28 protein-coding genes are annotated in these 22,322 nt (G+C 68.1%); 16 read left to right on the top strand and 12 right to left on the bottom strand.

Features of this window, described 5'->3' with window-relative positions:
- Positions 1-34: 34 nt before the first annotated feature.
- Positions 35-646, bottom strand: a complete 612-nt coding sequence (locus LGR44_RS05830) for a septation protein A (protein WP_226738256.1) — start codon at positions 644-646, stop codon at positions 35-37.
- Positions 647-804: 158 nt separating this feature from the next.
- Complete coding sequence (gene ftsY / locus LGR44_RS05825; RefSeq protein ID WP_226738254.1) at positions 805-2,202, bottom strand: signal recognition particle-docking protein FtsY; 1,398 nt, start codon at positions 2,200-2,202, stop codon at positions 805-807.
- Positions 2,203-2,272: 70 nt separating this feature from the next.
- On the opposite strand from ftsY, the gene LGR44_RS05820 reads away from it, so the two are divergent.
- On the top strand, positions 2,273-2,947 hold the full coding sequence (locus LGR44_RS05820; protein WP_226738252.1) for an RluA family pseudouridine synthase: 675 nt from the start codon (positions 2,273-2,275) through the stop codon (positions 2,945-2,947).
- A gap of 3 nt (positions 2,948-2,950) precedes the next feature.
- Here the strand turns inward: LGR44_RS05820 and mtaB are convergent, their stop codons facing one another.
- From mtaB to LGR44_RS05805, 3 genes are all read right to left on the bottom strand, one after another.
- Positions 2,951-4,204 (bottom strand): tRNA (N(6)-L-threonylcarbamoyladenosine(37)-C(2))-methylthiotransferase MtaB, encoded by a 1,254-nt coding sequence (gene mtaB, locus LGR44_RS05815; protein WP_226738250.1) that lies wholly within the window; start codon positions 4,202-4,204, stop codon positions 2,951-2,953.
- Entirely contained in the window at positions 4,204-5,088 is an 885-nt protein-coding gene (gene dapF, locus LGR44_RS05810; protein WP_226738248.1) for a diaminopimelate epimerase, read from the bottom strand. Before dapF ends, mtaB begins: the two co-directional genes overlap by 1 nt.
- 74 nt (positions 5,089-5,162) lie before the next feature.
- Positions 5,163-5,894 (bottom strand): sulfite exporter TauE/SafE family protein, encoded by a 732-nt coding sequence (locus LGR44_RS05805; RefSeq protein WP_226738245.1) that lies wholly within the window; start codon positions 5,892-5,894, stop codon positions 5,163-5,165.
- 226 nt (positions 5,895-6,120) lie between these two features.
- On the opposite strand from LGR44_RS05805, the gene LGR44_RS05800 reads away from it, so the two are divergent.
- Together LGR44_RS05800 and LGR44_RS05795 are read left to right on the top strand one after the other, a co-directional pair.
- On the top strand, positions 6,121-6,963 hold the full coding sequence (locus tag LGR44_RS05800) for a GyrI-like domain-containing protein (RefSeq protein WP_226738243.1): 843 nt from the start codon (positions 6,121-6,123) through the stop codon (positions 6,961-6,963).
- Positions 6,964-6,985: 22 nt separating this feature from the next.
- Complete coding sequence (locus LGR44_RS05795; protein WP_226738241.1) at positions 6,986-7,549, top strand: hypothetical protein; 564 nt, start codon at positions 6,986-6,988, stop codon at positions 7,547-7,549.
- A gap of 12 nt (positions 7,550-7,561) precedes the next feature.
- Here LGR44_RS05795 and LGR44_RS05790 read toward each other — a convergent pair whose 3' ends face one another.
- Complete coding sequence (locus tag LGR44_RS05790; RefSeq protein ID WP_226738239.1) at positions 7,562-8,632, bottom strand: MBL fold metallo-hydrolase; 1,071 nt, start codon at positions 8,630-8,632, stop codon at positions 7,562-7,564.
- A gap of 514 nt (positions 8,633-9,146) precedes the next feature.
- Between LGR44_RS05790 and LGR44_RS05785 the strand changes: the two genes are divergently transcribed.
- The 5 genes from LGR44_RS05785 to trmD all read left to right on the top strand — a co-directional run bounded on the left by LGR44_RS05785 (position 9,147) and on the right by trmD (position 12,839).
- Positions 9,147-9,371 (top strand): glutathione S-transferase, encoded by a 225-nt coding sequence (locus LGR44_RS05785; RefSeq protein ID WP_449871004.1) that lies wholly within the window; start codon positions 9,147-9,149, stop codon positions 9,369-9,371.
- A gap of 2 nt (positions 9,372-9,373) precedes the next feature.
- On the top strand, positions 9,374-10,927 hold the full coding sequence (gene ffh, locus LGR44_RS05780) for a signal recognition particle protein (protein WP_226738235.1): 1,554 nt from the start codon (positions 9,374-9,376) through the stop codon (positions 10,925-10,927).
- Positions 10,928-11,089: 162 nt separating this feature from the next.
- Positions 11,090-11,449, top strand: coding sequence for a 30S ribosomal protein S16 (gene rpsP / locus LGR44_RS05775; protein ID WP_226738233.1), 360 nt, complete (start codon positions 11,090-11,092; stop codon positions 11,447-11,449).
- A gap of 5 nt (positions 11,450-11,454) precedes the next feature.
- Complete coding sequence (gene rimM / locus LGR44_RS05770; protein WP_319004815.1) at positions 11,455-12,162, top strand: ribosome maturation factor RimM; 708 nt, start codon at positions 11,455-11,457, stop codon at positions 12,160-12,162.
- Between the two features lie 35 nt (positions 12,163-12,197).
- A complete protein-coding gene (gene trmD, locus LGR44_RS05765) occupies positions 12,198-12,839 on the top strand; it encodes a tRNA (guanosine(37)-N1)-methyltransferase TrmD (protein ID WP_264196385.1) in 642 nt (213 codons plus the stop codon).
- Here the strand turns inward: trmD and LGR44_RS05760 are convergent.
- On the bottom strand, positions 12,805-13,725 hold the full coding sequence (locus tag LGR44_RS05760) for a DMT family transporter (protein ID WP_226738228.1): 921 nt from the start codon (positions 13,723-13,725) through the stop codon (positions 12,805-12,807). The two genes, trmD and LGR44_RS05760, sit on opposite strands and share 35 nt — an antisense overlap.
- A 103-nt stretch (positions 13,726-13,828) precedes the next feature.
- On the opposite strand from LGR44_RS05760, the gene LGR44_RS05755 reads away from it, so the two are divergent.
- From LGR44_RS05755 to leuC, 3 genes are all read left to right on the top strand, one after another.
- The gene (locus LGR44_RS05755; RefSeq protein ID WP_226738226.1) at positions 13,829-14,302 is read left to right on the top strand and encodes an Lrp/AsnC family transcriptional regulator; all 474 of its coding nucleotides are present in this window, start codon (positions 13,829-13,831) and stop codon (positions 14,300-14,302) included.
- A gap of 126 nt (positions 14,303-14,428) precedes the next feature.
- Positions 14,429-14,812 (top strand): 50S ribosomal protein L19, encoded by a 384-nt coding sequence (rplS, locus tag LGR44_RS05750; RefSeq protein WP_226738224.1) that lies wholly within the window; start codon positions 14,429-14,431, stop codon positions 14,810-14,812.
- 214 nt (positions 14,813-15,026) lie between these two features.
- On the top strand, positions 15,027-16,433 hold the full coding sequence (gene leuC / locus LGR44_RS05745; RefSeq protein ID WP_226738221.1) for a 3-isopropylmalate dehydratase large subunit: 1,407 nt from the start codon (positions 15,027-15,029) through the stop codon (positions 16,431-16,433).
- 75 nt (positions 16,434-16,508) lie between these two features.
- Here the strand turns inward: leuC and LGR44_RS05740 are convergent, their stop codons facing one another.
- Positions 16,509-16,829 (bottom strand): hypothetical protein, encoded by a 321-nt coding sequence (locus LGR44_RS05740; protein ID WP_226738219.1) that lies wholly within the window; start codon positions 16,827-16,829, stop codon positions 16,509-16,511.
- A 126-nt stretch (positions 16,830-16,955) separates the two neighbouring features.
- On the opposite strand from LGR44_RS05740, the gene LGR44_RS05735 reads away from it, so the two are divergent.
- The 3 genes from LGR44_RS05735 to LGR44_RS05725 all read left to right on the top strand — a co-directional run bounded on the left by LGR44_RS05735 (position 16,956) and on the right by LGR44_RS05725 (position 17,983).
- Positions 16,956-17,213 (top strand): hypothetical protein, encoded by a 258-nt coding sequence (locus LGR44_RS05735; RefSeq protein WP_226738217.1) that lies wholly within the window; start codon positions 16,956-16,958, stop codon positions 17,211-17,213.
- A gap of 4 nt (positions 17,214-17,217) precedes the next feature.
- Positions 17,218-17,640: a metallopeptidase family protein gene (locus LGR44_RS05730; RefSeq protein WP_226738214.1), complete on the top strand. Its 423-nt coding sequence runs from the start codon at positions 17,218-17,220 to the stop codon at positions 17,638-17,640.
- 73 nt (positions 17,641-17,713) lie between these two features.
- The gene (locus LGR44_RS05725; RefSeq protein WP_226738212.1) at positions 17,714-17,983 is read left to right on the top strand and encodes a PepSY domain-containing protein; all 270 of its coding nucleotides are present in this window, start codon (positions 17,714-17,716) and stop codon (positions 17,981-17,983) included.
- A 16-nt stretch (positions 17,984-17,999) separates the two neighbouring features.
- Here the strand turns inward: LGR44_RS05725 and LGR44_RS05720 are convergent, their stop codons facing one another.
- Genes LGR44_RS05720 through LGR44_RS05710 form a run of 3 tightly spaced genes read right to left on the bottom strand, consistent with a single transcriptional unit; the run spans position 18,000 to position 19,289 of the window.
- Positions 18,000-18,551: a disulfide bond formation protein B gene (locus tag LGR44_RS05720; protein WP_226738210.1), complete on the bottom strand. Its 552-nt coding sequence runs from the start codon at positions 18,549-18,551 to the stop codon at positions 18,000-18,002.
- Positions 18,552-18,567: 16 nt separating this feature from the next.
- Positions 18,568-18,726 (bottom strand): DUF5993 family protein, encoded by a 159-nt coding sequence (locus LGR44_RS05715; protein ID WP_226738208.1) that lies wholly within the window; start codon positions 18,724-18,726, stop codon positions 18,568-18,570.
- A 44-nt stretch (positions 18,727-18,770) separates the two neighbouring features.
- The gene (locus LGR44_RS05710; RefSeq protein WP_226738206.1) at positions 18,771-19,289 is read right to left on the bottom strand and encodes a hypothetical protein; all 519 of its coding nucleotides are present in this window, start codon (positions 19,287-19,289) and stop codon (positions 18,771-18,773) included.
- A gap of 334 nt (positions 19,290-19,623) precedes the next feature.
- Here LGR44_RS05710 and leuD point away from each other — a divergent pair, with 334 nt between their 5' ends.
- On the top strand, positions 19,624-20,226 hold the full coding sequence (gene leuD / locus LGR44_RS05705) for a 3-isopropylmalate dehydratase small subunit (RefSeq protein WP_226738204.1): 603 nt from the start codon (positions 19,624-19,626) through the stop codon (positions 20,224-20,226).
- Positions 20,227-20,236: 10 nt separating this feature from the next.
- Here the strand turns inward: leuD and LGR44_RS05700 are convergent, their stop codons facing one another.
- On the bottom strand, positions 20,237-20,977 hold the full coding sequence (locus LGR44_RS05700; RefSeq protein WP_226738202.1) for a class I SAM-dependent methyltransferase: 741 nt from the start codon (positions 20,975-20,977) through the stop codon (positions 20,237-20,239).
- Between the two features lie 81 nt (positions 20,978-21,058).
- Between LGR44_RS05700 and LGR44_RS05695 the strand changes: the two genes are divergently transcribed.
- Entirely contained in the window at positions 21,059-22,249 is a 1,191-nt protein-coding gene (locus LGR44_RS05695) for a lytic murein transglycosylase (RefSeq protein WP_226738200.1), read from the top strand.
- Positions 22,250-22,322 lie beyond the last annotated feature (73 nt).

Genomic DNA, 22,322 nt, shown 5'->3' with positions numbered 1-22,322 from the left:
GCGGCCGAAGGTTCCGGGCCGGCGGGAAGGGTTCTCAGGCCTCGCTTCCGGCCGCGTCTTCCTTCTTCCTGATTTCATGGCGCAGGAGCAGCGGCGTCTGGGCGACCGCGAACAGGACCGTGAGCGGCATGATGCCGAACACCTTGAAGCTGACCCAGAAATCCGTGGTCTGTGTCCGCCAGACGATCTCGTTGAGAGCCGCGAGCGCGAAGAAGAACAGGGCCCAGCGGAAGGTGAGCTTGCGCCAGCCCTCCTCGGTCAGCTCGAACATGCTGTCGAGCACGATGGCGAGGAGCGGCTTGCGGAAATAGAGCCCGCCGAGCAGGACCAGCCCGAACAGGGTGTTCACGATGGTGGGCTTGAGCTTGATGAAGACGTCGTTCTGCAGGGCGAGCGTCAGCCCGCCGAACACCAGCACCACCACCGCCGACACCATGGGCATGATCGGCAGCTTGCGGATCAGCACGTAATTGACCGCGAGCGCCACGACGGTCGCCACGACGAAGATCGCGGTGGCCGCATACATCCGCTGGTTGTCCGCATATCCGAACCGGTCCGCATAGGCGTTGGTCAGGAAGAACAGGACCAGCGGTCCGAGTTCGAGGACGAGCTTCAGGAGGGGCGGCAGGCGCTTTTGGTCTGTCATGAAGCCTCTTCTAGAGCATTTTTCCGGCAATGGCACCGCAATGGTGTCTCATATCCGGCTCATCCGATGTCACGTTCGCGTGGAGCCAAGGGGCAGCCGCACCATTACCATCCCGGTCGTGCGGGCTGCCGGGAATGACGCGAGGAGCCATCCTCCCGTCACTCGATTCCCGCGATGGCGCGGGCGAAATCCTTCGCCTCGAAAGGCTCCAGGTCCTCCACGCCCTCGCCGACGCCGATGAAGTGGACCGGCAGGCCGAACTTGGCCGCGAGCGCCACCAGGATGCCGCCCCGCGCCGTGCCGTCGAGCTTGGTCATGACGAGGCCGGTCACGCCCGCCGCCTTCTGGAACAGCTCCACCTGGCTCACCGCGTTCTGGCCCACGGTGGCGTCGAGCACGAGCAGGGTGGCGTGCGGGGCGGTTTCGTCCTGCTTCTTCATCACGCGCACGATCTTCTCCAGCTCGGCCATGAGCCCGGCCTTGTTCTGGAGCCGGCCCGCCGTGTCGATGAGGAGCACGTCGGTGCCGTTGGCCTTCGCCTCCTGCAGTGCGTCGAAGGCGAGGCCCGCCGCGTCCGACCCCTGCGGCCGGGTGAGGACCGGTGCGCCGACCCGCTCGCCCCAGACCTTCAGCTGCTCGATGGCGGCGGCCCGGAAGGTGTCGCCCGCCGCCAGCATGACCTTCAGGCCCTGTTGCCGGAATTTCTGCGACAGCTTGCCGATGGTGGTGGTCTTGCCTGCCCCGTTCACGCCGACCATGAGGATCACGAAGGGTTTCTTCGACCGGTCGACCGACAGGGGCCTGGCGACGGGCACCAGGGTCTTCTCGACCTCGCTCGCGAGAATCGCCTTCACCTCGTCGGGCGAGATCTCCTTGTTGTAGCGGCCGGCCGAAATCGCCTCGGTGATGCGGATGGCGGTGGGCACGCCGAGATCGGCCTGGACGAGGGCGTCCTCCAGCTCCTCCAGGGTCGCGCTGTCGAGCTTGCGCTTGGTGAAGAGGCCGGTGACGCTCTCCGACAGGGAGGTGGAGGTGCGGCGCATGCCCTCGGTGAGGCGCTGCCACCAGCCCCGCTTCTCGGCCTGGGCCGCGGCCTCGGCGGGAGGTGCGACCTCGGCGGGAGGCGCAATCTCCACGGAAGGCGCGGCTTCCACGGGCGCGGCCACCGCCTCCGCGACGGGCGGCGTCGGCTCCGGCTCGGGCGCGGGCGCGGGCCGGGGAATCGGTTCGCGCGGGCCGCCGCCCTCGGGATCGACGGTCTCGATGGGCTGGAGATCGGCCCCGGCGAGCTCCGGCGCCGGTTTCGCCTCCTGGGCGGTGTCCGGCGAGGCGCTCGTGACGGTGGCGGGCGTGGCCGAAAGGTCGTCGGCGCCGGTCGTCGGCGGGGACGGCATGGCCTCGGGCTCGCCCCCGGCCTGGGGCGTCTCCAGCTCCGTCGTCGGCTCCTGGGGCGCGGGTTGAGCCTGCGGGACCGGCTCGGTCGGCGCGGCGGGCTCCGCCTTGCGGCCGAAGAGGCGGGACAGGAATCCGGGCTTGTCGGGCTTCGTTTCGGCCATGGCTCTTTAGGTCTCGCCTTTTGAGGTTTGCTGCTTGCTTTAACGCGCAGGCCTCGATAGCCGAGGCCCCATGAATGCGGAAGAGATAGTGTCGAAGCTGCTGTATCGCGATGCCCTGATGCTCGTGATCGACAAACCTGCCGGTCTGCCGGTGCATCCGGGCCCGAAGGGCGGCGAGACCCTGACCCACCATCTCGATGCCCTGCGCTTCGGCCTGCCGCGCAAGCCGGAGGCCGCGCACCGTCTCGACAAGGACACCTCCGGCTGCCTGGTTCTCGGCCGCCACCCCAAGGCGATTGCCCGGCTCAACGAGTTGTTCAAGAAGAATGAAATCGACAAGGTCTACTGGGCCGTGGTCGAGGGCGGGCCCGCCGGGGACGAGGGCGAGATCGACCTGGCGCTCGCGCCGAAATCGCCGGATCGCGGCTGGTGGATGAAGGTCGATCCCAAGGGCCAGCCCTCGCTGACCAGGTGGCGGGTGCTGGGGCGCGGGGAGGGGCTCACGCTCCTGGAGCTTCGCCCCGTCACCGGCCGCACCCATCAGCTGCGCGTCCATTGCCAGGCGTCCGGCTGGCCGATCCTGGGCGATCCGATCTACGGCACCGCGCCCCGCTTCGGCGGCCCGGGCCTGCATCTCCACGCCCGCAGCGTGAGCGTGCCGCTCTACCCGAAGAAGCCGCCGATCGTCGTCGAGGCGCCGGTGCCGGAGCATATGCGGGAACGGGTCGTGGCCTGCGGCGGCTGAGCCCTACGCCGCCAGCAATTCCCGCCCGTTATGTCCCGTGATCGTGACCGGCCTCAGGTCGCCGCGCTCCACGGGCGATGAGAACCGCACCGGCGTGAAGCTTTCCGTGCGGCCGATCCGGTTCAGCTCGATCAGCACGTTGCGCGTGGCGCCGACCTCCGCGTCGAGATGCCGGAGAAGCGCGGCCTCGCCTTTCTCGCGCAGGCGCCGGGCGCGGTCCTTCACCACGTCGCGGGATACTTGAGGCATCCGCGCTGCCGGGGTGCCGGGGCGGGGCGAGAACGGGAAGACGTGGAGATGGGTCAGGCCGCATTCCGCGACGATGTCGAGGGAGCGGGAGAACATCTCCTCGGTCTCGGTCGGGAAGCCCGCGATGATGTCGGCGCCGAACACCATGTCGGGGCGCAAACGACGCACCTGATCGCAGAACCGGATCGCGTCGTCGCGCGAATGCCGCCGCTTCATGCGCTTGAGGATCATGTCGTCGCCCGCCTGCAGGGAGAGATGCAGGTGCGGCATGAGGCGCTTTTCGTTGGCGATGGCGTCGAGGAGATCCTCGTCGGCTTCGACCGAGTCGATGGAGGAGATGCGAAGCCGCTCCAGCTCCGGCACGTGGCGCAGCACGGCCTTCACGAGCGCGCCGAGCCTGGGCGCGCCGGGAAGATCGGCGCCGTAGCTGGTGATGTCGACGCCGGTCAGCACCACCTCGCGGGAGCCGTGCTCCACGAGCAGGCGCACCTGATCGACCACCGCGCCCATGGGGACGGAGCGGGAATTGCCGCGACCATAGGGAATGATGCAGAAGGTGCAGCGGTGGTCGCAGCCGTTCTGCACCTGCACGAAGGCGCGGGTGTGGCCCCGCAATCCCTCGATCAGGTGAAGAGCGGTCTCCCGCACGGCCATGATGTCGTTGACCGCGACCTTCTCGGTGGCGGCGATGCCGAAATCCCGCACGGCGGCCCAGGTCTCGGGCTTCATCTTCTCCTCGTTGCCGAGGACCTTCGACACCTCGGGCATGGCCGCGAAGGTCTCGGGCTCCACCTGCGCGGCGCAGCCGGTGACGACGATGCGCGCCTCGGGCCGTTCCCGCGCGATGCGGCGGATCGACTGGCGCGCCTGCCGGGTCGCCTCGGCGGTCACGGCGCAGGTATTGACGATCACGACGTCGCCCAGGCCCGCGCTTTCCGCGTGGCGCTGCATGGTCTCCGACTCGGTGATGTTGAGCCGGCAGCCGAAGGTGACGACCTCCACGGCCATCAGGCGGCGCCTGCGAAGAGGGCCGGGGCGAAAGTGCCCTCGTGTTCGAGCTCCACGGGGCCGGTCATGAGCACGTGGTCGTCGCCCTCGCGCCACTCGATCAGGAGGTCGCCGCCGGGAAGCGAAACGGTTGCCTTGCGCTCCGTCAAACCCCTCCTGGCTCCTGCGACCACCGTGGCGCAGGCGGCTGAGCCGCAGGCGCGGGTGGCGCCGGCGCCGCGCTCCCAGACCCGCAGCAGCACGTGCCCGGCGTCGATCACCTGCGCGAACGAGATGTTGGCGCGCTCCGGAAAGACCGGGTCGCGTTCCAGCTTCGGGCCGATGGCGGCGAGGTCGTAGGCGTTCGCGTCCTTCACCCAGAAGATCGCATGGGGGTTGCCCATGCTGACGGCGGACGGCCCCTGAAGTTCGGGAGCCTCCGGCAGCCGGGTCTCGACCGCGATGGTGCGGGTGTCCGGATAGGGGTCGCGCAGGGGGATCTCGTTCCAGGCGAGGCGGGGCGGTCCCATGTCGACGGTGAAGACCATATCCGACACCCGCTCCACGGGGAGCAGGCCGGCCTTGGTTTCGAGCACGAGCCCGTCGCCCACGGGGCGGCTCATGACGGGATCGGCCACCATGGCCCAGGCGACGCAGCGGGTGCCGTTGCCGCAAGCGCCGGATTCGGAGCCGTCCGTGTTGTAGATGCGCATATAGGCGTCGGTGCCCGGCGTGACGGGGTCGTGCAGCACCATGAGCTGGTCGAAGCGCGAGCGCGGATCGGCCGCGATGGCGCGGGCCTCCGCGGCGCTCACGCGCAAGGCCGTGCCGCGCAGGTCGAGCACGGTGATCTCGTTGCCGAGACCGTTCATCTTCAGGAAACGGTTGTTCGCAAGGGCGCTCATGGGCCCGTATATGGCCCAAAAATCGCGGGACCGCGAGGGGTGTCGAACGAGCCTGCGGCAACGGGGGCTCCGGTTCAGAAGATCCGGGGGATGCTCGTCGCGATGATGATGAGGCCGACCCCGATCATGAGCGGGCGGGTCGGAATGCGGCTGACCAGGAAGCCGCCGAGCGGCGCGGCCAGCACGCCGCCGACGATGAGGCCCGCGGCGGAGCTCAGCTCCGACCAGCCCAGGGCGATGATGAAGGTCGCCGAGATGGTGGTGGTGACGAGGAATTCCGTGAGGTTCGCCGAGCCGATGACCTGCCGGGGTGCGTGGCCGCGCCCGATGAGGGAGCCGGTGACGATGGGTCCCCATCCGCCGCCGCCCATGGCGTCGAGCAGACCTCCGCCCGCGCCGATCCAGGGCACGATCCGGTCCTTGACCTCCCGCGGCCAGACGGGCCCGATGGCCTTGAACACGATGTAGCAGCCGATGCCGGCCAGATAGATCGAAACCAGCGGCTGGATGAAGGCCGCATCGACGCTGGCGAGAACGTAGGCGCCGACGGCGCCGCCGATCATGCCGGCCGGCGCCAGACGGGCGACGAGGTGCCAGTTCACGTTGCGGTGGAATACATGGGAGGCGCCGGAGGCGGCCGTGGTGAAGATCTCGGTCACGTGGGTCACGGCGCTCGCCGTGGCGGGCGGCACGCCGAAGGCCAAGAGGCTCGTGGTGGACAGGACCCCGAAGGCCATGCCGAGAGCCCCGTCGACCAGCTGGGCCAAGAAACCGATGAGGGCGAAGGTCAAGAAACTGTCGATCATCTGACCGCCGCAGGCCTGCTGTTGTCGGAGCGGCCCCGGATGGCCGCCGGTGCAGAATCGGCGAGGCGCCGGGTCTTTCCAATAGAACTATGGATGCAGACCTCACGTCCTGCCGCAAGGTCGCACCGCCCGATTTGCGCACAGGACGATCTCGCGGGGGCGAAAAAAGCCCCCTATGCTGTTGCGCGACAACTCCTTTCCTGATTCGCGGGTGAGACCCTTCCCTATGCGGCTGCATTCGACTTTCCTGATCGCCCTTCTTGCCCTGGGATCCGTTCCGGCCCTGGCGCAGACGCCGCCCGCGCCGGCCGCCGCGCCGCCGGCCCCGGTGGAGTCCTCGCCCGTGCCGCCGCCCGCAGCCTCTCCCGCGCCGGCTGCACCGGCCGCGGATCAGGCCGCATCGCCGCAATCTGCCCCGCCGCCTTCGCCGCAGGCCCAGACCCCCGGCCCCGCACCGGCCGAGACCCCGGCGACGCCCGCGCAGCCCCAGGCCCCGGCGACGGCCGAACCGGCTCCCCAGCCCGCCGCGCCCGCCGCTCCGAGCCCGTCGGCTCCCGTGACGGCGGGGCGCACGACCCTGTTTCCCAATCCGGGCGACCCCACCAACGTGGAGGAGGGCGTCCTCGCGGCCAAGCCGGCGGCCGTCCTGGAGGGACGGAGCAGCTGGGAGGACGGCTTCACCAACCTCAAGAGCGCCTTCGCCAGGATCGAGGACGAGCTGAAGAAGGCCGGGATCGCCCCGACGGGCCGGCCGCTCACCGTCTTCGTCCATACGGACGACACGGGCTTCCGCTACCAGGCCATGGTCCCCGTCGCCCAGGCGCCTGAGGGCAAGAGCGAGCTCACGCCAGAGATCAAGTTCGGCAGGACCCCCGAAGGCAAGTCCTTCCGCTTCGTGCACGAGGACGCCTATGACGAGATCGACGGCACCTACGAGACGATCACGGCCTATCTCGACGCCAAGAACATCGAGTCGAAGGATGCCTTCGTGGAGGAATACGTGACCGAGCTCACCGACGCGCAGGACACGAAGCTCAAGGTCAACATCTACGTCCAGCCGAAGGAATGACCCCTCCGACGGGATGGATCGCATGATGAAGCCATGGTTTTGGGCCGGCTGCGCCGTCGCAGCCCTGGCCGCCCTCCCTTCGCCGGGCCGGGCGGCGAATTCCGCCACATGCCACACGAGCGCCAGCCACGTGGTCGTCGAGCGACCGCGGGAGGATTTCGCCGGCATGGATTTTCTGATCAAGGCCAAGGCGCGCCCGGATGCCGAGGTCCCCTGCCTTTACAAGGCGGGCAAGGGCGATTTCGAGATCGACGCGTCCGAGGACGCCTACTTCTTCCTGGGCCTTCAGGGCCGGTTCCTCGTCCTCGACGGCGGCACCGGGCCGACCCGGTCCCTCGTCGTCTACGATCTCGATGTGCGCCGGAAGGTCTTCGAGGCCACGACCAGCGGCGAGGATACGCAGGTCACCGACAAGGGCGTGACCTTCTGGATGCAGACCGGCTCCGGGACGGCCCGGAACTGCAAGCAGTACAGGGAATACGCCAAATCCGGCCTCGGCGCGGCCATCGAGACCCGCGCGACGTTCGACTTCGCGTCGATGACGCTCCGCAAGGGCAACCAGACCCATTGCATCGCCACGCAGTAGAGTGGCGGCGGTCTAGCTCTCGGCCGTGGCGGCCCACGCTTCTCCCGGCCGCAGGGCCCGGAAGCGCTCGGGCGAGACGTCGGCGGCGCGAAGCGCCGTCTCCAGCTCCTGCACCGGTTCCTCGACGCCCTCGTTGGTGAGCCGGAAGGTGCCCCAGTGGTGGCCCAGGGCCTGCTCGGCCATGAGGATGTTGAGCGCCCGCACCGCATCGTCCGGGTTCATGTGCTGGGGCTTCATGAACCAGCGCGGCTCGTAGGCCCCGATGGGCAGGTGCGCGAGACGCGGCCGGCCGAAGCGCTCCTTGACCTGGTGGAAGATCTTTCCGTCGCCGAAGCCCGTATCGCCGATATGGTAGATCGTGCCCGAAGGGGTCGTGAGCACATAGGCGCACCAGAGCGCCATGCGCCGGTCGTTCATGCCCCGCGCCGACCAGTGGTAGGCGGGCTCCAGATGGGCCGTGACCCCGTGGCCCAGCTCGACTGACTGGCCCCAGTCGCGGGTCTCGACCGCGATGTCGGGGAACTCGTCGCGGATGATCGTGTCGTTGCCGAGCGGCGCGACCACCCGCGGCCGGTTGCGCTGCCAGAGGCGGCCGATCGTGTCGAGGTCGAGATGGTCGTAATGGTTGTGGGTGATCAGCACCGCATGGATCGGCGGCAGGTCGTCGAAGGCGATGCCGGGCTCGTTGACCCGCTTCGGCCCGGCGAAGGAGACCGGGCTCGCCCGCTCGGAGAAGACCGGGTCGGTGAGGATGTTGAGCCCCGCCACCTGGATCAGGAACGAGGCGTGGCCGATCAGCGCGACCCGAAGGCCGTCCACGGAAGCCGGAGGCTTGTCGCGAAAGGGGCTCGGAAAGGCGTCCGGCCAGTCCTTGCGGCCGCCGCCGAGCTGCCAGCGCAGCAGCTCCGTCAGCCCCTTGTCCTGCGGCTGCCCGGGCGAGAAGAACCGCACCCCGTCGAAATGGTCCGTGACCGGGCCGTCGTAGTACGGGTTGCGGGCGCGGGCGGCGGCGGCCCAGCCGACCACGCCGGTGACGGCAAGGGCAGGGACGCTCAGGGCCTTGAGGAGGGTGCGGCGGTTCATGGGCGGCTTGGTCTCCTTGAGAGGCTTAAGCGTGGGGTGTCGGGGCCGGATCGGCAAGAGTCCATCGCCAGGCTTATGGATCGCTCGGCCGCCATTCCGAGGCCGCTCCTCCGTCATTCCGGGGCGAGCGTAGCGAGAGCCCGGAACCCATAAACGCCAAGGTTTCAGGAAGAGGCGCAAGCGTCCCGCCTCACTCGGCACCGTCAGCGGGTCTGGGTTCCGGGCTCGCACCTACGGCGCGCCCCGGAATGACGCCGCAAAGCCCTTTCCTTGACTTTGCCCCGTTTCACCGTTACGGGCTGACCTCAAATCTGTAGAGCGAGCCCATTTGAGCCGCCGACCAGCCCGAGAGGCTGGAGGTCAACGCCCGACAGCGCGATGCGCCCTCGGGCGCGCTTCCATTTGGAGCTTTCTCTCGGCGTCGTCATGTCCGGACTTGTGCCGGCGATCCATGCCTTCCACCTAGGGTCAAGGCGTGGACGGCCGCGATCGGGCGCGGCCATGGCGAAAGAGGATGAAACGGATGTCGGACGACACATTGCGCATCGAGGATGCAGTCAACGAGACCTGCCCGTGGTCGGGAAAGCCGATCGCGGCGGATTCGCTCACCCTCTATCGGGGCGAGGTCGTCGGCTTCTGCAATCCTGGTTGCCGCGACAAGTTCAAGGCCGCCATCGACCATTTCGAAAAGGCCCTCGCCGACCGCGACGTGCCGCTTCTCGCGAAAGGATTTGAATAACCATGTTCGAGGGCCTTTCCGACAAACTTTCCAACATTCTCTCGTCCCTCACGCGCCGCGGCGCGCTGACGGAAGAGGATGTGAACGCCGCCCTTCGCGAGGTCCGTCGCGCCCTTCTGGAAGCCGACGTGGCCCTCGAGGTCGTGCGCTCCTTCACGGACAAGGTGCGCGCCCGCGCGGTGGGCGCCGAGGTCGTCAAGTCGGTCTCGCCGGGCCAGCAGGTGGTCAAGATCGTCCACGACCAGCTCGTGGAGATGCTCGGCGCGGATGCGGGCGTCATCGACCTCAACGCCGCCCCTCCGGTGCCGGTCCTCATGGTCGGCCTCCAGGGCTCGGGCAAGACGACCACGACGGCCAAGATCGCCAAGCGCCTGAACGACCGCGACAAGCGGCGCGTGCTCATGGCCTCCCTCGACACCCGCCGCCCGGCCGCGCAGGAGCAGCTCGCGGTGCTCGGCAAGCAGGTCGGCGTCGACACCCTGCCGATCGTCGCAGGCCAGTCGGCGGTGCAGATCGCGCGGCGCGCCATGGAAGCGGCCCGCCTCGGCGGCTACGACGTGGTGATGCTCGACACCGCCGGCCGCGTCACCGTCGACGAAGCCCTGATGACCGAGGCCGCCGAGGTGAAGGCGGCCACCGGCCCGCACGAGGTTCTCCTCGTGGCGGACGCGCTGACCGGCCAGGACGCGGTCAACACCGCCCGCGCCTTCGACCAGCGCCTCGGCGTCACCGGCATCGTGCTGACCCGCATGGACGGCGATGCCCGCGGCGGCGCGGCGCTTTCCATGCGCGCCGTGACCGGCAAGCCGATCAAGCTCATCGGCACGGGCGAGAAGGTCGATGCCCTGGAGGAGTTCCACCCCAGCCGCGTCGCCAACCGCATCCTCGGCATGGGCGACATCGTCTCGCTCGTGGAGAAGGCGGCGGAGAATTTCGACCAGGAAAAAGCCCAGCGCATGGCCGACAAGATGCGCAAGGGCAAGTTCGACCTGGAGGACCTGCGCGACCAGCTGGCCCAGATGGAGAAGATCGGCGGCATCGGCGGCATGCTCGGCATGTTGCCGGGCGTGGCCAAGATGAAGTCGCAGCTCGAGAACGCCAATCTCGACGACCGCATCATCAAGCGCCAGCGCGCCATCATCGATTCCATGACCCCGGCCGAGCGCCGCAACCCGGACATCCTGAAGGCGTCGCGCAAGAAGCGCATCGCGGCCGGTTCGGGCGCGAAGGTCGAGGACATCAACAAGCTGCTCAAGATGCACCGCCAGATGGCCGACGTCATGAAGATGATGGGCGGCGGCAAGGGCAAGGGCATGGCCGGCGCGCTCGGCAAGATGTTCGGGATCGGCGGCGGGGGCGGCATGCCCCAGCCGACGCCGGAGCAGCTCGAGGCGCTGCAGAAGCAGATGGGCGGCAAGCTGCCCGACTTCCCCGGCGGCGCCGGCGGCCTTCCGCCGATGCCGAAGGGCGTTCCCGGCCTGCCGGGCCTCGGCGGCGGCAAGATCCCCGGTCTTCCGGGAATCGGCGGCTTCCCGTTCGGAGGCAAGAGGAAGTGAGTTTCTAGAGTTTCGCCGTCATCCCGGGGCCGCGCAGCGGAGCCCGGGACCCATAACCGCACCGGACGCCAGACTTGGCCCAGCCGGAGGTTATGGGTTCCCGCCTTCGCGGGAATGACGACGAGAAGTTTGATCACCAGGACACGTCAAAGGAGAAATCGAATGTCCCTGAAGATCCGTCTGACCCGCGCCGGCGCCAAGAAGCGCCCGTACTACCGCATCGTCGTCGCCGACGCGCGTTCCCCGCGTGACGGCCGCTTCATCGAGAAGGTCGGCACCTACGACCCGATGAAGCCGAAGGACGACGCCGGCCGCGTCACCCTCGAGACCGACAAGATCCAGGCCTGGCTCGCCAAGGGCGCCCAGCCGACCGACCGCGTCCTGCGCTTCCTCGATGCCGCCGGCCTCATGAAGCGTCCGGCCCGTAACAACCCGCAGAAGGCCGTTCCGGGCAAGAAGGCCCAGGAGCGCGCTGCCGCCCGCGCCGAGGCCGCTGCCTCCGCCGAAGGCGAGGCTGCATAAGGTCGATGAGCCGGGGGCGTCCAGGCAGGCCAGGCTCCAATCCTCTCCCCGTCGCGGGAGAGGGTGACCCTCGCGTCAGCGAGGGTCGGGAGAGGGGCCGTGTTCCTCGGAACTCCCCCTCTCCCGGCTCGCGCCGCTCGCCACCCTCTCCCGCGGAGGGGAGAGGGTTGGTCCTCGTCGGCGAATTCGGCCGCGCGCATGGCCTCAAGGGCGAAGTGCGGCTGAAATCCTACACCGGCGATCCCCTGGCGATCGCCTCTTACGGCCCGCTCACCACGGCGGATGGCCGAAACGTTTCCCTGAAGAAAAATGCCCGCCAGGCCCCCGGCGGCGCGCCCGACATGCTGATCGTGCAGGTCGAGGGCGTGACCACCCGCGAGGCCGCCGAAGCCCTCAACCGCACCGAGCTCTATCTCGAACGCGACAGGCTTCCGCCCCCGGAGGAGGACGAGTTCCTGCTCGCCGACCTGATCGGGCTCCCGGTCCAGGACGAGGCCGGAACGGTGGTGGGCACCATCGTGGACGTGCCCAATTACGGCGGCGGCGACCTGCTCGAAATCGCACCCGCCCGGAGGGGCGCGACGGCGCTTCTCCCCTTCACGAAGGACTTCGTGCCGGCGGTTGAGATCGAGCGAAAGCGCGTCGTCGTGGCGCTGCCGGACGATTTCTTCGAGCCCGCGCGGCCGGAGCCGGAGAACGAGGACCCGGCGTGACCTTCCAAGCCACGATCCTGACCCTTTATCCCGACATGTTTCCCGGGCCCCTCGGCATGTCGCTCTCGGGCGATGCGCTCGCGCGCGGCGTCTGGACGCTGACCGCGAGGAACATCCGCGACCACGGTCTCGGCCGCCACCGCACGGTGGACGACACGCCCGCGGGCGGCGGTCCCGGCATGGTGCTGCGCTGCGACGTGCTCGGCCAAGCCATCGACGCCAACGTGCCCGAAGACGATCCGCGGCCGAAGCTCCTCATGAGCCCGCGCGGCAAGCCGCTCCGCCAGGACCGGGTGCGCGAACTGGCAGCCGGGCCGGGCGTCGTCATCGTCTGCGGCCGCTTCGAAGGCGTGGACGAGCGCGTGATCGAGGGCAGGGGGCTCGAAGAGGTCTCCATCGGCGATTACGTGCTCTCCGGCGGCGAGATGGCGGCCTTCGTACTGCTCGACGCCTGCGTGCGCCTGCTCCCCGGCGTCATGGGCAAGGAAGCCTCCGGCACCGAGGAGAGCTTCGAGACCAACCGTCTCGAATACCCGCACTACACCCGCCCTCGGGAATGGGAGGGCCGCACGATCCCCGAGGTGCTGCTCAACGGCAACCACGCCGCCATCGAGAAATGGCGGCGGGCGGAATCGGAGCGCATCACCCGCGAGCGGCGGCCGGATCTTCTCGGGTAACCGTTCGGCTGAGGCCCAGCCTCCATTTGAGGTTCACACCTGCGCTCCCCAGCAGGATGAGCGCGATGCCGCCCCACTGGACCGGCGAGAGATCACGCCCATAGGCGACATAATCCACCAGGATCGCCACCGCCGGATACACGAAGGACAACACCGCCACCCGCGTCGTCGGCAGCTTCTGCAGGGCCGAATAGAGCAGGATGTACATGAGGCTGGTGTGCACCATGCCCACGGTGGCGAGATAGCCCCACGGCCCGGCCTCGGCCGGCAGCGCGGAAAAATCGGCGAGCGGCGCCAGCATCAAAACGCCGAGCGCCACCTGGACCAGGGCGATGAGATGGGGCGGGATGCCTTTCAGGCGCTTGGTCACGATGGACGCGACCGCATAGAGCGCGGCCGCGCCCAAGGCGAGGCCGATCCCGGCCAGATAGCCGCCGGTGAGCGAGAAGCCGGCAGGGTCGATCTTCACCACCAGCAAGAGCCCCGCGAAGGCAAGGGCGATGAAGCCGAGGGCATCGGCCGTGGGACGTTCGCCGAACAGCACCACGCCGAGGAGGATCAGGAAGAAGGGCTGCATGTTGTAGACGGTCGTGGCGATGGAGATCGACACGAGATCGTAGGCCGAGAACAGCAGCACCCAGTTCAGCACGATGGCGACGCCGCCGAGGAGGCAGAGGAGAAAGGTCTGTTTCGTGAATCGCCAGGGGCTGAGCAATCCGCGCCAGCCACAATAGGCCAGGAGGCAGATTGCCCCGAAGAGGCAGCGGAAGAACACTACGTTCCAGATCGACTGGCCTGACTCGATGACGAAATACCCGATGGTGCCCGAGATCGTCATGGCGGCCACCATCTCCAGCCCGCCGCCGCGTTCCGCTTGGTTTTTCATAGGTGCCTCCCGCGATGATGACGCACTTTACGCTCCGCTGCGGGCGCCGTATTGTCGCGTTCGAAGGCGATTATCGGAAAAAGGCTTCGATCCGATGGCTCCCGTGCTCAAGAAGCTCCGGAATGAAAATCAGGCACTCGACGAGATCGACCGGGCCCTGATCGGGGCGCTTTCCGAGAACGCTCGCCAGCCCCTGGCCGAGCTCGCCCGCTGCGTCGGCCTGTCGGCCCCGAGCGTCGCCGAGCGGCTGCGCCGTCTCGAAGAAGCAGGGCTGGTGAACGGCTATACGGTCGATCTCGACCACCGGGCCCTGGGCTACAGCCTGACCGCCATCGTGCGGATCAAGCCCCTGCCGGGCCAGCTCCACATGGTGGAGAAGCTTCTGGTCGAGAGCCCGGAGGTGATCGAGTGCGACAAGGTCACGGGGGACGATTGCTACATCGCCCGCTATGTCCTGCGCAGCATCGACGAACTCGACCCGATCCTGGACAAGATCGCTCAGCGGGCCCAGACCAGCACCTCGATCGTCAAGGCGACGCCGGTCAAGCGCAGGCTGCCGCCCCTGGGGGCCGGGTAGGGCGCCGATTGCCCATCGACAATCCGCCCGAACTCCTGTATACGCGCGGCCTCAACTTAAAACAGGACGCCGAAATCCCGCGGGTTCTGAGTTCGCTCGGGCCACGCAACGGCAGGAGTATAGACCATGAACATCATTCAGCAGCTCGAGCAGGAGCAGATCGCCAAGCTCGGCAAGACCATCCCCGATTTCCAGCCCGGCGACACCGTCATCGTCAACGTGAAGGTGAAGGAAGGCGAGCGCACCCGCGTCCAGGCCTACGAGGGCGTCTGCATCGCCCGCTCCGGCGGCGGCCTGCAGGAGAGCTTCACGGTCCGCAAGATCTCCTACGGCGAAGGCGTCGAGCGCGTGTTCCCGATCCACTCGCCGAACATCGATTCCATCAAGGTCGTGCGCCGCGGTGCCGTCCGTCGCGCCAAGCTCTACTACCTGCGCGACCGTCGCGGTAAGTCCGCCCGTATCGCCGAGCGCGCCGACCGCGCGAACAAGGCTCCGGCCGCAGCCGAGTAAGGCCCTTCCGCCACCGGCAGTTCGAAAAAGCGCGGCTCACGGCCGCGCTTTTTGCATATCGGGGCAAGCTTCGCGGCTGAGGGCGAAAATTTATTGCGCCTGGCTGCTCGCCAGCTATGCGATGCTTTCAAAGCCCTGCGCTTCCGGGACATCTTTTCTCGGCGCCCGAGTAACGCTAAGACCAGACAACCTCTTCATCGTTGGAATGGAAACAATGGCCAATCCCCGCACCCTCTACGACAAGATCTGGGACGACCACGTCGTCGATCGGCAGGATGACGGGACGTGCCTTCTCTATATCGACCGCCATCTCGTGCACGAGGTGACGAGCCCGCAGGCCTTCGAGGGCCTGCGCGTGGCCGGCCGCAAGGTGCGCGCGCCGCACAAGACCCTGGCGGTGGTCGATCACAACGTCCCCACCACCGACCGCTCGCACGGCATCGAGGATCCCGAATCCGCCACCCAGGTCGAGACCCTGGCCCAGAACGCCCGCGATTTCGGCGTCGAGTACTACAACGAGCTCGACGTCCGTCAGGGCATCGTCCACGTGATCGGGCCGGAGCAGGGCTTCACCCTCCCGGGCATGACCATCGTGTGCGGCGACAGCCACACCTCGACCCACGGCGCCTTCGGGGCGCTGGCCCATGGCATCGGCACGTCGGAGGTCGAGCACGTGCTCGCCACCCAGACGCTGATCCAGCGCAAGGCCAAGAACATGCGCGTGACCGTCGACGGGCAGCTGCCCGCCGGCGTCACCGCGAAGGACATCATCCTGGCCATCATCGGCGAGATCGGCACCGCCGGCGGCACCGGCCACGTGATCGAGTATGCCGGCGAAGCCATCCGCTCGCTCTCGATGGAAGGCCGGATGACGATCTGCAACATGTCGATCGAGGGCGGGGCCCGCGCCGGCATGGTGGCCCCGGACGAGAAGACCTACGCCTATCTCAAGGACCGCCCCAAATCGCCCAAGGGCGAGGCCTGGGATGCGGCCGTGCGCTACTGGGACACCCTGCGCACGGACGAGGGCGCGCATTTCGACACCGAAATCCGGCTCGACGCCGCCAACCTGCCGCCCATCGTCACCTGGGGCACGAGCCCGGAGGACGTGATCTCGGTGGCCGGCGTGGTGCCGAACCCGGACGACATACAGGACGAGAACAAGCGCCGCTCCAAGTGGCGGGCGCTGGAATATATGGGCCTCAAGCCCGGCACGAAGATCACCGACATCACGCTCGACCGCGTCTTCATCGGCTCGTGCACCAACGGCCGCATCGAGGACCTGCGCGCGGTCGCCAAGGTGGTCGAGGGCAAGAAGGTCCATCCGTCGGTCAACGCCATGATCGTGCCCGGCTCCGGCATCGTGAAGATGCAGGCGGAGGCCGAGGGCCTCGACAGGATCTTCAAGGAAGCCGGCTTCGACTGGCGCGAGCCCGGCTGCTCCATGTGCCTGGCCATGAACGCCGACCGCCTGGCGCCGAACGAGCGCTGCGCCTCGACCTCGAACCGCAACTTCGAGGGCCGTCAGGGCTTCAAGGGCCGCACCCATCTCGTCTCCCCCGCCATGGCGGCGGCGGCGGCCATCGCGGGCCGGTTCGTGGACATCCGCGACTGGAAGTGATCCGCGTCGCGACGCGACACGAAAAAAGGCGGCGACCCGTGAGGTCGCCGCCTTTTTCATGAAGGGCGTCAGGCCTCAGTCCACATAGACCCGGCGGCCGGCCACGACCTGGCGGCAGATCTCGACCGGGCGGCGGACCACGGCGCCGCTGGGGCGGACGTGCTGGCGAATGACCGTACGGCAGACCGTGCGGGTGCGGGCCGGGCGCACGCGGCGCTCGATCACCCGCTGGCGGACCACCGGACGACGCTCGCGGATTTCACGCACTTCCCGCACCGTGTGGTGACGGCCGTGGTCGCCGACGCCGACCCGCACGTTGAACTCCTGCGCCGAAGCCGCGCCGGAACCGAACGCCACCAGCCCGGCCGTGGCCAGGATCGTCAGAAATTTACGCATCGTTGCCTCATGGAGAATGGAAATGAGGTGCATTCAACGCCATGGTGAGGAGGCTGTTCCGTTCCAGGGCGCATGACAGATCTGCGTGCCGCGACGGAACAGTGTGGAAGTCGAAGGGAGAGCGTGATGAACGAACGGGATCGGGAGGCGCGGGAGGCCCTGGAGCGGGTCCGGCGCGATTCGGAGACCTTCGGCTCCTCGGCCCTTGCGCGCATGGGCAACCGGGCGCGGGACCATTTCGGCGGCAAGGACGCGGTCGGAGCCGGCGAGCAGGGCGGCACCGATCCGATCGAGCTGTGGGGCCGGCGCATCGGCCGGGCCCTGTCGCTTGTGGGCGTGGTGATCCTTGCCTTATGGCTTGCCGTGCAACTGCGCCTTCTGTGATCCGATGACCGACACGACCCCGACCGCACTCGCGAACCTGCACGCCCCGTCCCTGGCCGATCTCGAGCTTCTGGCGCAGGAGGCCTACGAGCGCCTGCCGGAGGCGTTCCGTCAGCTCTGCGAAGGCGTCGTCATCAAGGTGGACGACTTTCCCGACGACGAGACCCTGCGCGAGATGGAGTGCGAGACGCCCTTCGACCTGCTCGGCCTCTTCCGCGGCGTCGGCCTGGCGCAGGGCGGCGCCATGATGCAGACCGGCCAGTTCCCCAACATGGTCTGGCTCTACCGCCGCCCGATCCTCGACTACTGGGCCGAGCACGAGGAAAGCCTCGGCCACCTCATCACCCATGTGCTCGTCCACGAGATCGGTCACCATTTCGGCCTGTCCGACGAGGACATGGAAGCCATCGAGGCGGCGGCGGGCTGAAAGCTGCCGTCCCCAACCCAGGAACCATGCCGTGCAGTGGCTGTTTCCCCCTTCATTCCGAGGAGGAGAAACGATGTCGAGCCGCTGCCTGACTGCCACCGCCCTTGCCGCCGCCTTCGCGATGGCGTCCCTGACGCCGGCCCTGGCCGACCGCGAGCCCACGGCCGAGGAGCGGGTCCGCATCGAGGAGGCGATGCGGGCTGCGGGCTACACGGCATGGGAGGAGATCGAGCTGGACGACGACGTCTGGGAGGTGGACGACGCGCGCGCCGCCGACGGCACCCAGTATGACCTGACACTCGATCCCGAGACGATCCGGATCACGGGCCGCGAAGAGGATTGAGGCCGAGGCCCGAGCCTCAGCTCCCCTGCAGGATCCAGTAGCTCACCGGGTTGTCCGGACAGACGCTCGGCCCGCATTCGGCGAAGACCGCGAGCACGTTCGCGGCGGTGACGCCGATGACGAGCCAGACGGCGGCCTTCTCGAACAGGCCGAGGCGCGGCGCGTCGCCGGGCGCGGAGAACTGGCGGTCGAACAGCAGGATTGCCGCGATCAGCACGATGGCGGCCGCGAAGCAGATGAAGGCCCAGGTGTAGTAGTGGTAGCCCAGGACGGCCGAGCCGTAGCCCGGATCGCCCGGGGCGATGTGCAGCAGAACCTGCCGCATGGCGAAGACCGCGCCCAGCACGGCGGCGAGGAGCGAGAGCGCATAATGGCTGGGGCGCGGGCCGAAGCGCAGATTCAGGATCGGCCCGACCGCGAGCGCCGCGAAGGCGACCCGCTGCAGCAGGCACAACGGACAGGGCAGCTCCTGCAGCGCGACCTGGAAGACGAAGGCCGCGACGAGGACGAGCGCGATGCCGTAGAGCCCAAGGGCGTTGAGGGTCACGGCAAGGCGCGGCGTCATCATGGTCCGGAGACGGTTCCTAGAAGGACAGGGGGAGCCTGTCGGTCGCGTGGTGCAGGTAATCGGCCACGGACAGGACGAGGGACAGGCCGAAGAGCCCGAAGGCGAGGGCGCGGCGCCCCAGCCACGCGGCGAGCATCGTCGCCGCGAAAAGCAGAAAGAGGATCATCTGGTCCATGGGATGCTCCCGGCGGCCACGGCCGCTTGCGGGGAAGGCCCGGATCAGCGAACGGCGGGATGGTCGGAGATGACCAGCGGCGTGCCGCCGACGCGCCAGCGCTCGGGAGCCACGAGGACCCGCCGCCGCTTCTGCGCCTCGAAGTCCAACGGAGGCTTCGCGTTGTTGATGAAGCGGCCGATCTGCTGCTGGAAATCGGCTCCGTCGCGCCAGAAGCCCACATTCACGAAGGTGGTCCAGCGCGGGTCCAGGTTCCAGACCATCCAGGGGAACTGCTTCTGATCCTCCACGCGGCTGAGGAACTCGCTGATCAGCCCGGACCGGTCGGCGATCGTCGCCTGCTCCGACCAGTACTTGAGGAACTCGTCCTCCCTGCCCTTCTTGATCCGCCATTCCACCAGGACGATCCGGGTGGGCGTCGTCTCCTGCCCGACGACGACCTGCTCCGTCCGTTGGGCCGGAGCCTCCTGGGCGAGGGACATGGCCGGCATGAGCGCGAGGCCCAGGGCGGCCGCAAGGCGAGCGGTTCGGAACAGCCGGACAGGATTGAAGGAAGTATTCATCACGAGCCCCCGAGGAAATGCATTCGCAATTGTTAGACGGGTCGTCTGTAAGGGCCAAGCTTAAACAGGTGACCTATCGCAGAGGATGGTTAATCCCTTCGTCGAACGCAGGGGCTTCGATCCGACATTCCGCAGGATCCGTGCGAATGTTTATTGCCGAAAGCACCCGGTGAACCGCCATTCCTCTGAGGAAATCGGCCCCGCTCCCGCGCAAAGCCTTCGAGGTCCGGCGGATCCCGTCGAGGCGCGACCATGATTGGCCTAGTCGCGGGTGTGCGGCTTTGGTAAGAGCGTCATCGCGGCAAACCAGACGCCGCGCGAGGATGGGAAGGCCATGGACAAGTTCACAGTGTTGGAGAGCGTCGCGGCGCCGCTGCGGATCATCAATATCGACACCGATATGATCATCCCCAAGCAGTACCTGAAGACGATCAAGCGCACGGGACTGGGCAAGGGTCTCTTCTCCGAGATGCGCTACCGCGAGGACGGTTCGGAGAACCCGGACTTCGTGCTCAACCAGCCGGCCTACCGCAATGCCAAGATCCTGGTCGCCGGCGACAATTTCGGCTGCGGCTCGTCGCGCGAGCACGCGCCCTGGGCGCTGCTCGATTTCGGCATCCGCTGCGTGATCTCCACGAGCTTCGCCGACATCTTCTACAACAACTGCTTCCAGAACGGCATTCTGCCGATCAAGGTCTCGCCCGAAGACCTGGAGAAGCTCTTCGACGATGCCGAGCGTGGCGCCAACGCGACGCTCACCGTCGACCTGGAGAACCAGGAGATCCGCGGCCCCGACGGCGGCTCGGTCAAGTTCGACATCGACCCGTTCCGCAAGCACTGCCTGCTCAACGGCCTCGACGGCATCGGACTGACCATGGAGAAGGGCGCCTCCATCGACACCTTCGAGAAGAAGCTCGCCGAGCGCCCCTGGGCGTGAGGCGAAGGGCTCACCGGCGCGCCCTGACGCAGATGAACTCGGGCGCGCGCGAGAGCCTGTCGAAGATCCGTTCCGAGACCTGCCGCATCTCCGGAAGGGGCTGCGGCTCCACGAGCCGGTCGAAGGTCCATCCGGCGTCGCTCAGGGCGTTCAGCGTCTCGGACAGGGGCCGGCGGTAGGCCTCCACATAGGGATGGGGCTCGCCGAATCCCGTCCAGTGCAGACCGTAGCGGGTCCGCTCGAAATAGACGCCGTCTCCCCGGATCTTCTCGTTCGTCCAGTCGGCCATCGGATGGGCCATGGAGAAGACCAGGGTCCCGTCGGGCCGGGTCACGCGCCGGAACTCGCGAAACACCGCCGCCAGATCCTCCATGTAGTCGAGCGCCAGGGCGCAGACGACCTTGTCGAAGGCGCCGTCCTGCAGCCACGCCAGCGGCCGGGCCAGATCGCCGGTTCGAAAGGTCGCGGCCAGGCCGTCGCAGCGGCGGCGCGCGAGATCGATCATTTCCGGCGTGATGTCGAAACCGTGAACCGTGGCGCCTTCCCGCGCCAGGGCCTCGCTGTAGATGCCCGGCCCGCAGCCCGCGTCGAGGACGTGGAGGTCCCTGACCTCGCCCAGCAGCGCCATCGTGGCGGGGCGCTCGTAGAGCCCGTTATGGGGCTTGGTCGGCGCAAGAGCCGCATACCGGTCGGCGAAGGCCGAATAGGCGCGGCGGGCGATGGGCTCGCCGGAAGGGGGCTGATCGGTCATGGGCGGCCTCGGCAGGGATCGGGAGAAGGATAAAAAGCCCGGTTTCCATATATTAACCAAATTGCCCGCACACTGGGGGGCATGATCCGATTCATTGCTCCAGCGATTCTCGCTCTCGCCGGGCTGGCTGCCGCGACGCCGGCATCCGCCCAGGCCGACTTCAATTCCTGCCTGTCGGGCCTTCGCAGCCAGGCTGCCGCGAAGGGCATTTCCGGTCAGGCCTTCGACGCCGCAACCCGCGGCATCGCGCCGGACCTCAAGATCCTCGAGCTCATGCAGAGCCAGCCCGAGTTCAAGACCGAGATCTGGGACTACCTCGCGGCGCTCGTGGACGAGCAGCGCGTGGAGGACGGCATGGCCGCCATGCGCCAATGGGGCAGGGCGCTGGCCAATGCGGAGGCGCGCTTCGGCGTCGACCGGCACATGATCGCCGGCGTCTGGGGCGTGGAATCCGATTTCGGCAAGAATTTCGGCGACCGTCCCCTCGTCCAGTCCCTCTCGACCCTCGCCTGCTACGCGCCGCGCCGCCGCGAATACTTCACCGGCGAGCTGATGGCGACGCTCAAGATCGTGCAGGACGGCGACATCGATCCGGCTTCCCTGCGCGGGTCCTGGGCCGGCGCCTTCGGCCACACCCAGTTCATGCCCTCGACCTTCCAGCGCCTCGCGGTGGACGGCGACGGGGACGGGCGGCGCGACATCGTGAACTCCGTTCCCGACGCGGTCGCGTCCACGGCCAACTTCCTGAAGCGGGCCGGGTGGAACAGCAGCCTTCCCTGGGGCTACGAGGTCCGCCTGCCGGCGAACTTCAATGCCAAGCTGGCCGGGCGCAAGGCCAAGCGTCCCCTGTCCTCCTGGGCCGCCATGGGCGTGACCCGCATCGACGGGCGCCCGCTCTCGGGCAACTACCCGGCGGGCATTCTCATCCCGGCAGGGGTGAACGGCCCGGCCTTCGTCGTCACCAAGAACTTCGACGCGCTCTACTCCTACAACGCCGCCGAATCCTACGGCCTCGCCATCGCGCTTCTCGGCGACCGCCTGAAGGGGCAGCCCGGCATCCGCACCGCCTGGCCGACCGACGATCCGCCGCTCTCGCGCGCCCAGCGCAAGGAGCTGCAGAGCCTGCTGCTGGCGCGCGGCTACGACATCGGCGAAGTGGACGGCAAGATCGGCTCCAAGACCCGCGAGGCCATCAAGGACGTCGAGCGCCAGCTCGGCATGCAGCAGCGCGGCCGCCCCGGCGCCAAGGTGCTGCAGGCGCTCAGGGGATAATCCTCCTCCCGTCGTGGCGGGCCCCGCCCCCCCCGCCCCGCCCCGCCCAGCGGCCACCCCCCAAACGCCCAAG

This window comes from Microvirga lenta (genome assembly GCF_020532555.1).
Taxonomy (GTDB): Bacteria; Pseudomonadota; Alphaproteobacteria; order Rhizobiales; family Beijerinckiaceae; genus Microvirga; species Microvirga lenta.
Note: the sequence above shows the minus strand (reverse complement) of the source record. Positions and strands in the feature narration are given on the sequence as shown.

What these genes read in the sequence shown, in the direction of transcription:
- trmD (WP_264196385.1), top strand. Translation starts at nt 12,198, where the DNA reads ATGTTTCCCGGGCCCCTCGGCATGTCGCTCTCGGGCGATGCGCTCGCG.
- LGR44_RS05785 (WP_449871004.1), top strand. Translation starts at nt 9,147, where the DNA reads ATGAAACGGATGTCGGACGACACATTGCGCATCGAGGATGCAGTCAAC.
- LGR44_RS05795 (WP_226738241.1), top strand. Translation starts at nt 6,986, where the DNA reads ATGATGAAGCCATGGTTTTGGGCCGGCTGCGCCGTCGCAGCCCTGGCC.
- dapF (WP_226738248.1), bottom strand. Translation starts at nt 5,088, where the DNA reads ATGAGCGCCCTTGCGAACAACCGTTTCCTGAAGATGAACGGTCTCGGC.
- rimM (WP_319004815.1), top strand. Translation starts at nt 11,455, where the DNA reads ATGAGCCGGGGGCGTCCAGGCAGGCCAGGCTCCAATCCTCTCCCCGTC.
- rpsP (WP_226738233.1), top strand. Translation starts at nt 11,090, where the DNA reads ATGTCCCTGAAGATCCGTCTGACCCGCGCCGGCGCCAAGAAGCGCCCG.
- LGR44_RS05790 (WP_226738239.1), bottom strand. Translation starts at nt 8,632, where the DNA reads ATGAACCGCCGCACCCTCCTCAAGGCCCTGAGCGTCCCTGCCCTTGCC.
- leuC (WP_226738221.1), top strand. Translation starts at nt 15,027, where the DNA reads ATGGCCAATCCCCGCACCCTCTACGACAAGATCTGGGACGACCACGTC.
- LGR44_RS05720 (WP_226738210.1), bottom strand. Translation starts at nt 18,551, where the DNA reads ATGATGACGCCGCGCCTTGCCGTGACCCTCAACGCCCTTGGGCTCTAC.
- LGR44_RS05740 (WP_226738219.1), bottom strand. Translation starts at nt 16,829, where the DNA reads ATGCGTAAATTTCTGACGATCCTGGCCACGGCCGGGCTGGTGGCGTTC.
- ffh (WP_226738235.1), top strand. Translation starts at nt 9,374, where the DNA reads ATGTTCGAGGGCCTTTCCGACAAACTTTCCAACATTCTCTCGTCCCTC.
- LGR44_RS05820 (WP_226738252.1), top strand. Translation starts at nt 2,273, where the DNA reads ATGAATGCGGAAGAGATAGTGTCGAAGCTGCTGTATCGCGATGCCCTG.
- LGR44_RS05700 (WP_226738202.1), bottom strand. Translation starts at nt 20,977, where the DNA reads ATGACCGATCAGCCCCCTTCCGGCGAGCCCATCGCCCGCCGCGCCTAT.
- LGR44_RS05715 (WP_226738208.1), bottom strand. Translation starts at nt 18,726, where the DNA reads ATGGACCAGATGATCCTCTTTCTGCTTTTCGCGGCGACGATGCTCGCC.
- rplS (WP_226738224.1), top strand. Translation starts at nt 14,429, where the DNA reads ATGAACATCATTCAGCAGCTCGAGCAGGAGCAGATCGCCAAGCTCGGC.
- ftsY (WP_226738254.1), bottom strand. Translation starts at nt 2,202, where the DNA reads ATGGCCGAAACGAAGCCCGACAAGCCCGGATTCCTGTCCCGCCTCTTC.
- leuD (WP_226738204.1), top strand. Translation starts at nt 19,624, where the DNA reads ATGGACAAGTTCACAGTGTTGGAGAGCGTCGCGGCGCCGCTGCGGATC.
- LGR44_RS05735 (WP_226738217.1), top strand. Translation starts at nt 16,956, where the DNA reads ATGAACGAACGGGATCGGGAGGCGCGGGAGGCCCTGGAGCGGGTCCGG.
- mtaB (WP_226738250.1), bottom strand. Translation starts at nt 4,204, where the DNA reads ATGGCCGTGGAGGTCGTCACCTTCGGCTGCCGGCTCAACATCACCGAG.
- LGR44_RS05800 (WP_226738243.1), top strand. Translation starts at nt 6,121, where the DNA reads ATGCGGCTGCATTCGACTTTCCTGATCGCCCTTCTTGCCCTGGGATCC.
- LGR44_RS05760 (WP_226738228.1), bottom strand. Translation starts at nt 13,725, where the DNA reads ATGAAAAACCAAGCGGAACGCGGCGGCGGGCTGGAGATGGTGGCCGCC.
- LGR44_RS05695 (WP_226738200.1), top strand. Translation starts at nt 21,059, where the DNA reads ATGATCCGATTCATTGCTCCAGCGATTCTCGCTCTCGCCGGGCTGGCT.
- LGR44_RS05710 (WP_226738206.1), bottom strand. Translation starts at nt 19,289, where the DNA reads ATGAATACTTCCTTCAATCCTGTCCGGCTGTTCCGAACCGCTCGCCTT.
- LGR44_RS05830 (WP_226738256.1), bottom strand. Translation starts at nt 646, where the DNA reads ATGACAGACCAAAAGCGCCTGCCGCCCCTCCTGAAGCTCGTCCTCGAA.
- LGR44_RS05730 (WP_226738214.1), top strand. Translation starts at nt 17,218, where the DNA reads ATGACCGACACGACCCCGACCGCACTCGCGAACCTGCACGCCCCGTCC.
- LGR44_RS05725 (WP_226738212.1), top strand. Translation starts at nt 17,714, where the DNA reads ATGTCGAGCCGCTGCCTGACTGCCACCGCCCTTGCCGCCGCCTTCGCG.
- LGR44_RS05805 (WP_226738245.1), bottom strand. Translation starts at nt 5,894, where the DNA reads ATGATCGACAGTTTCTTGACCTTCGCCCTCATCGGTTTCTTGGCCCAG.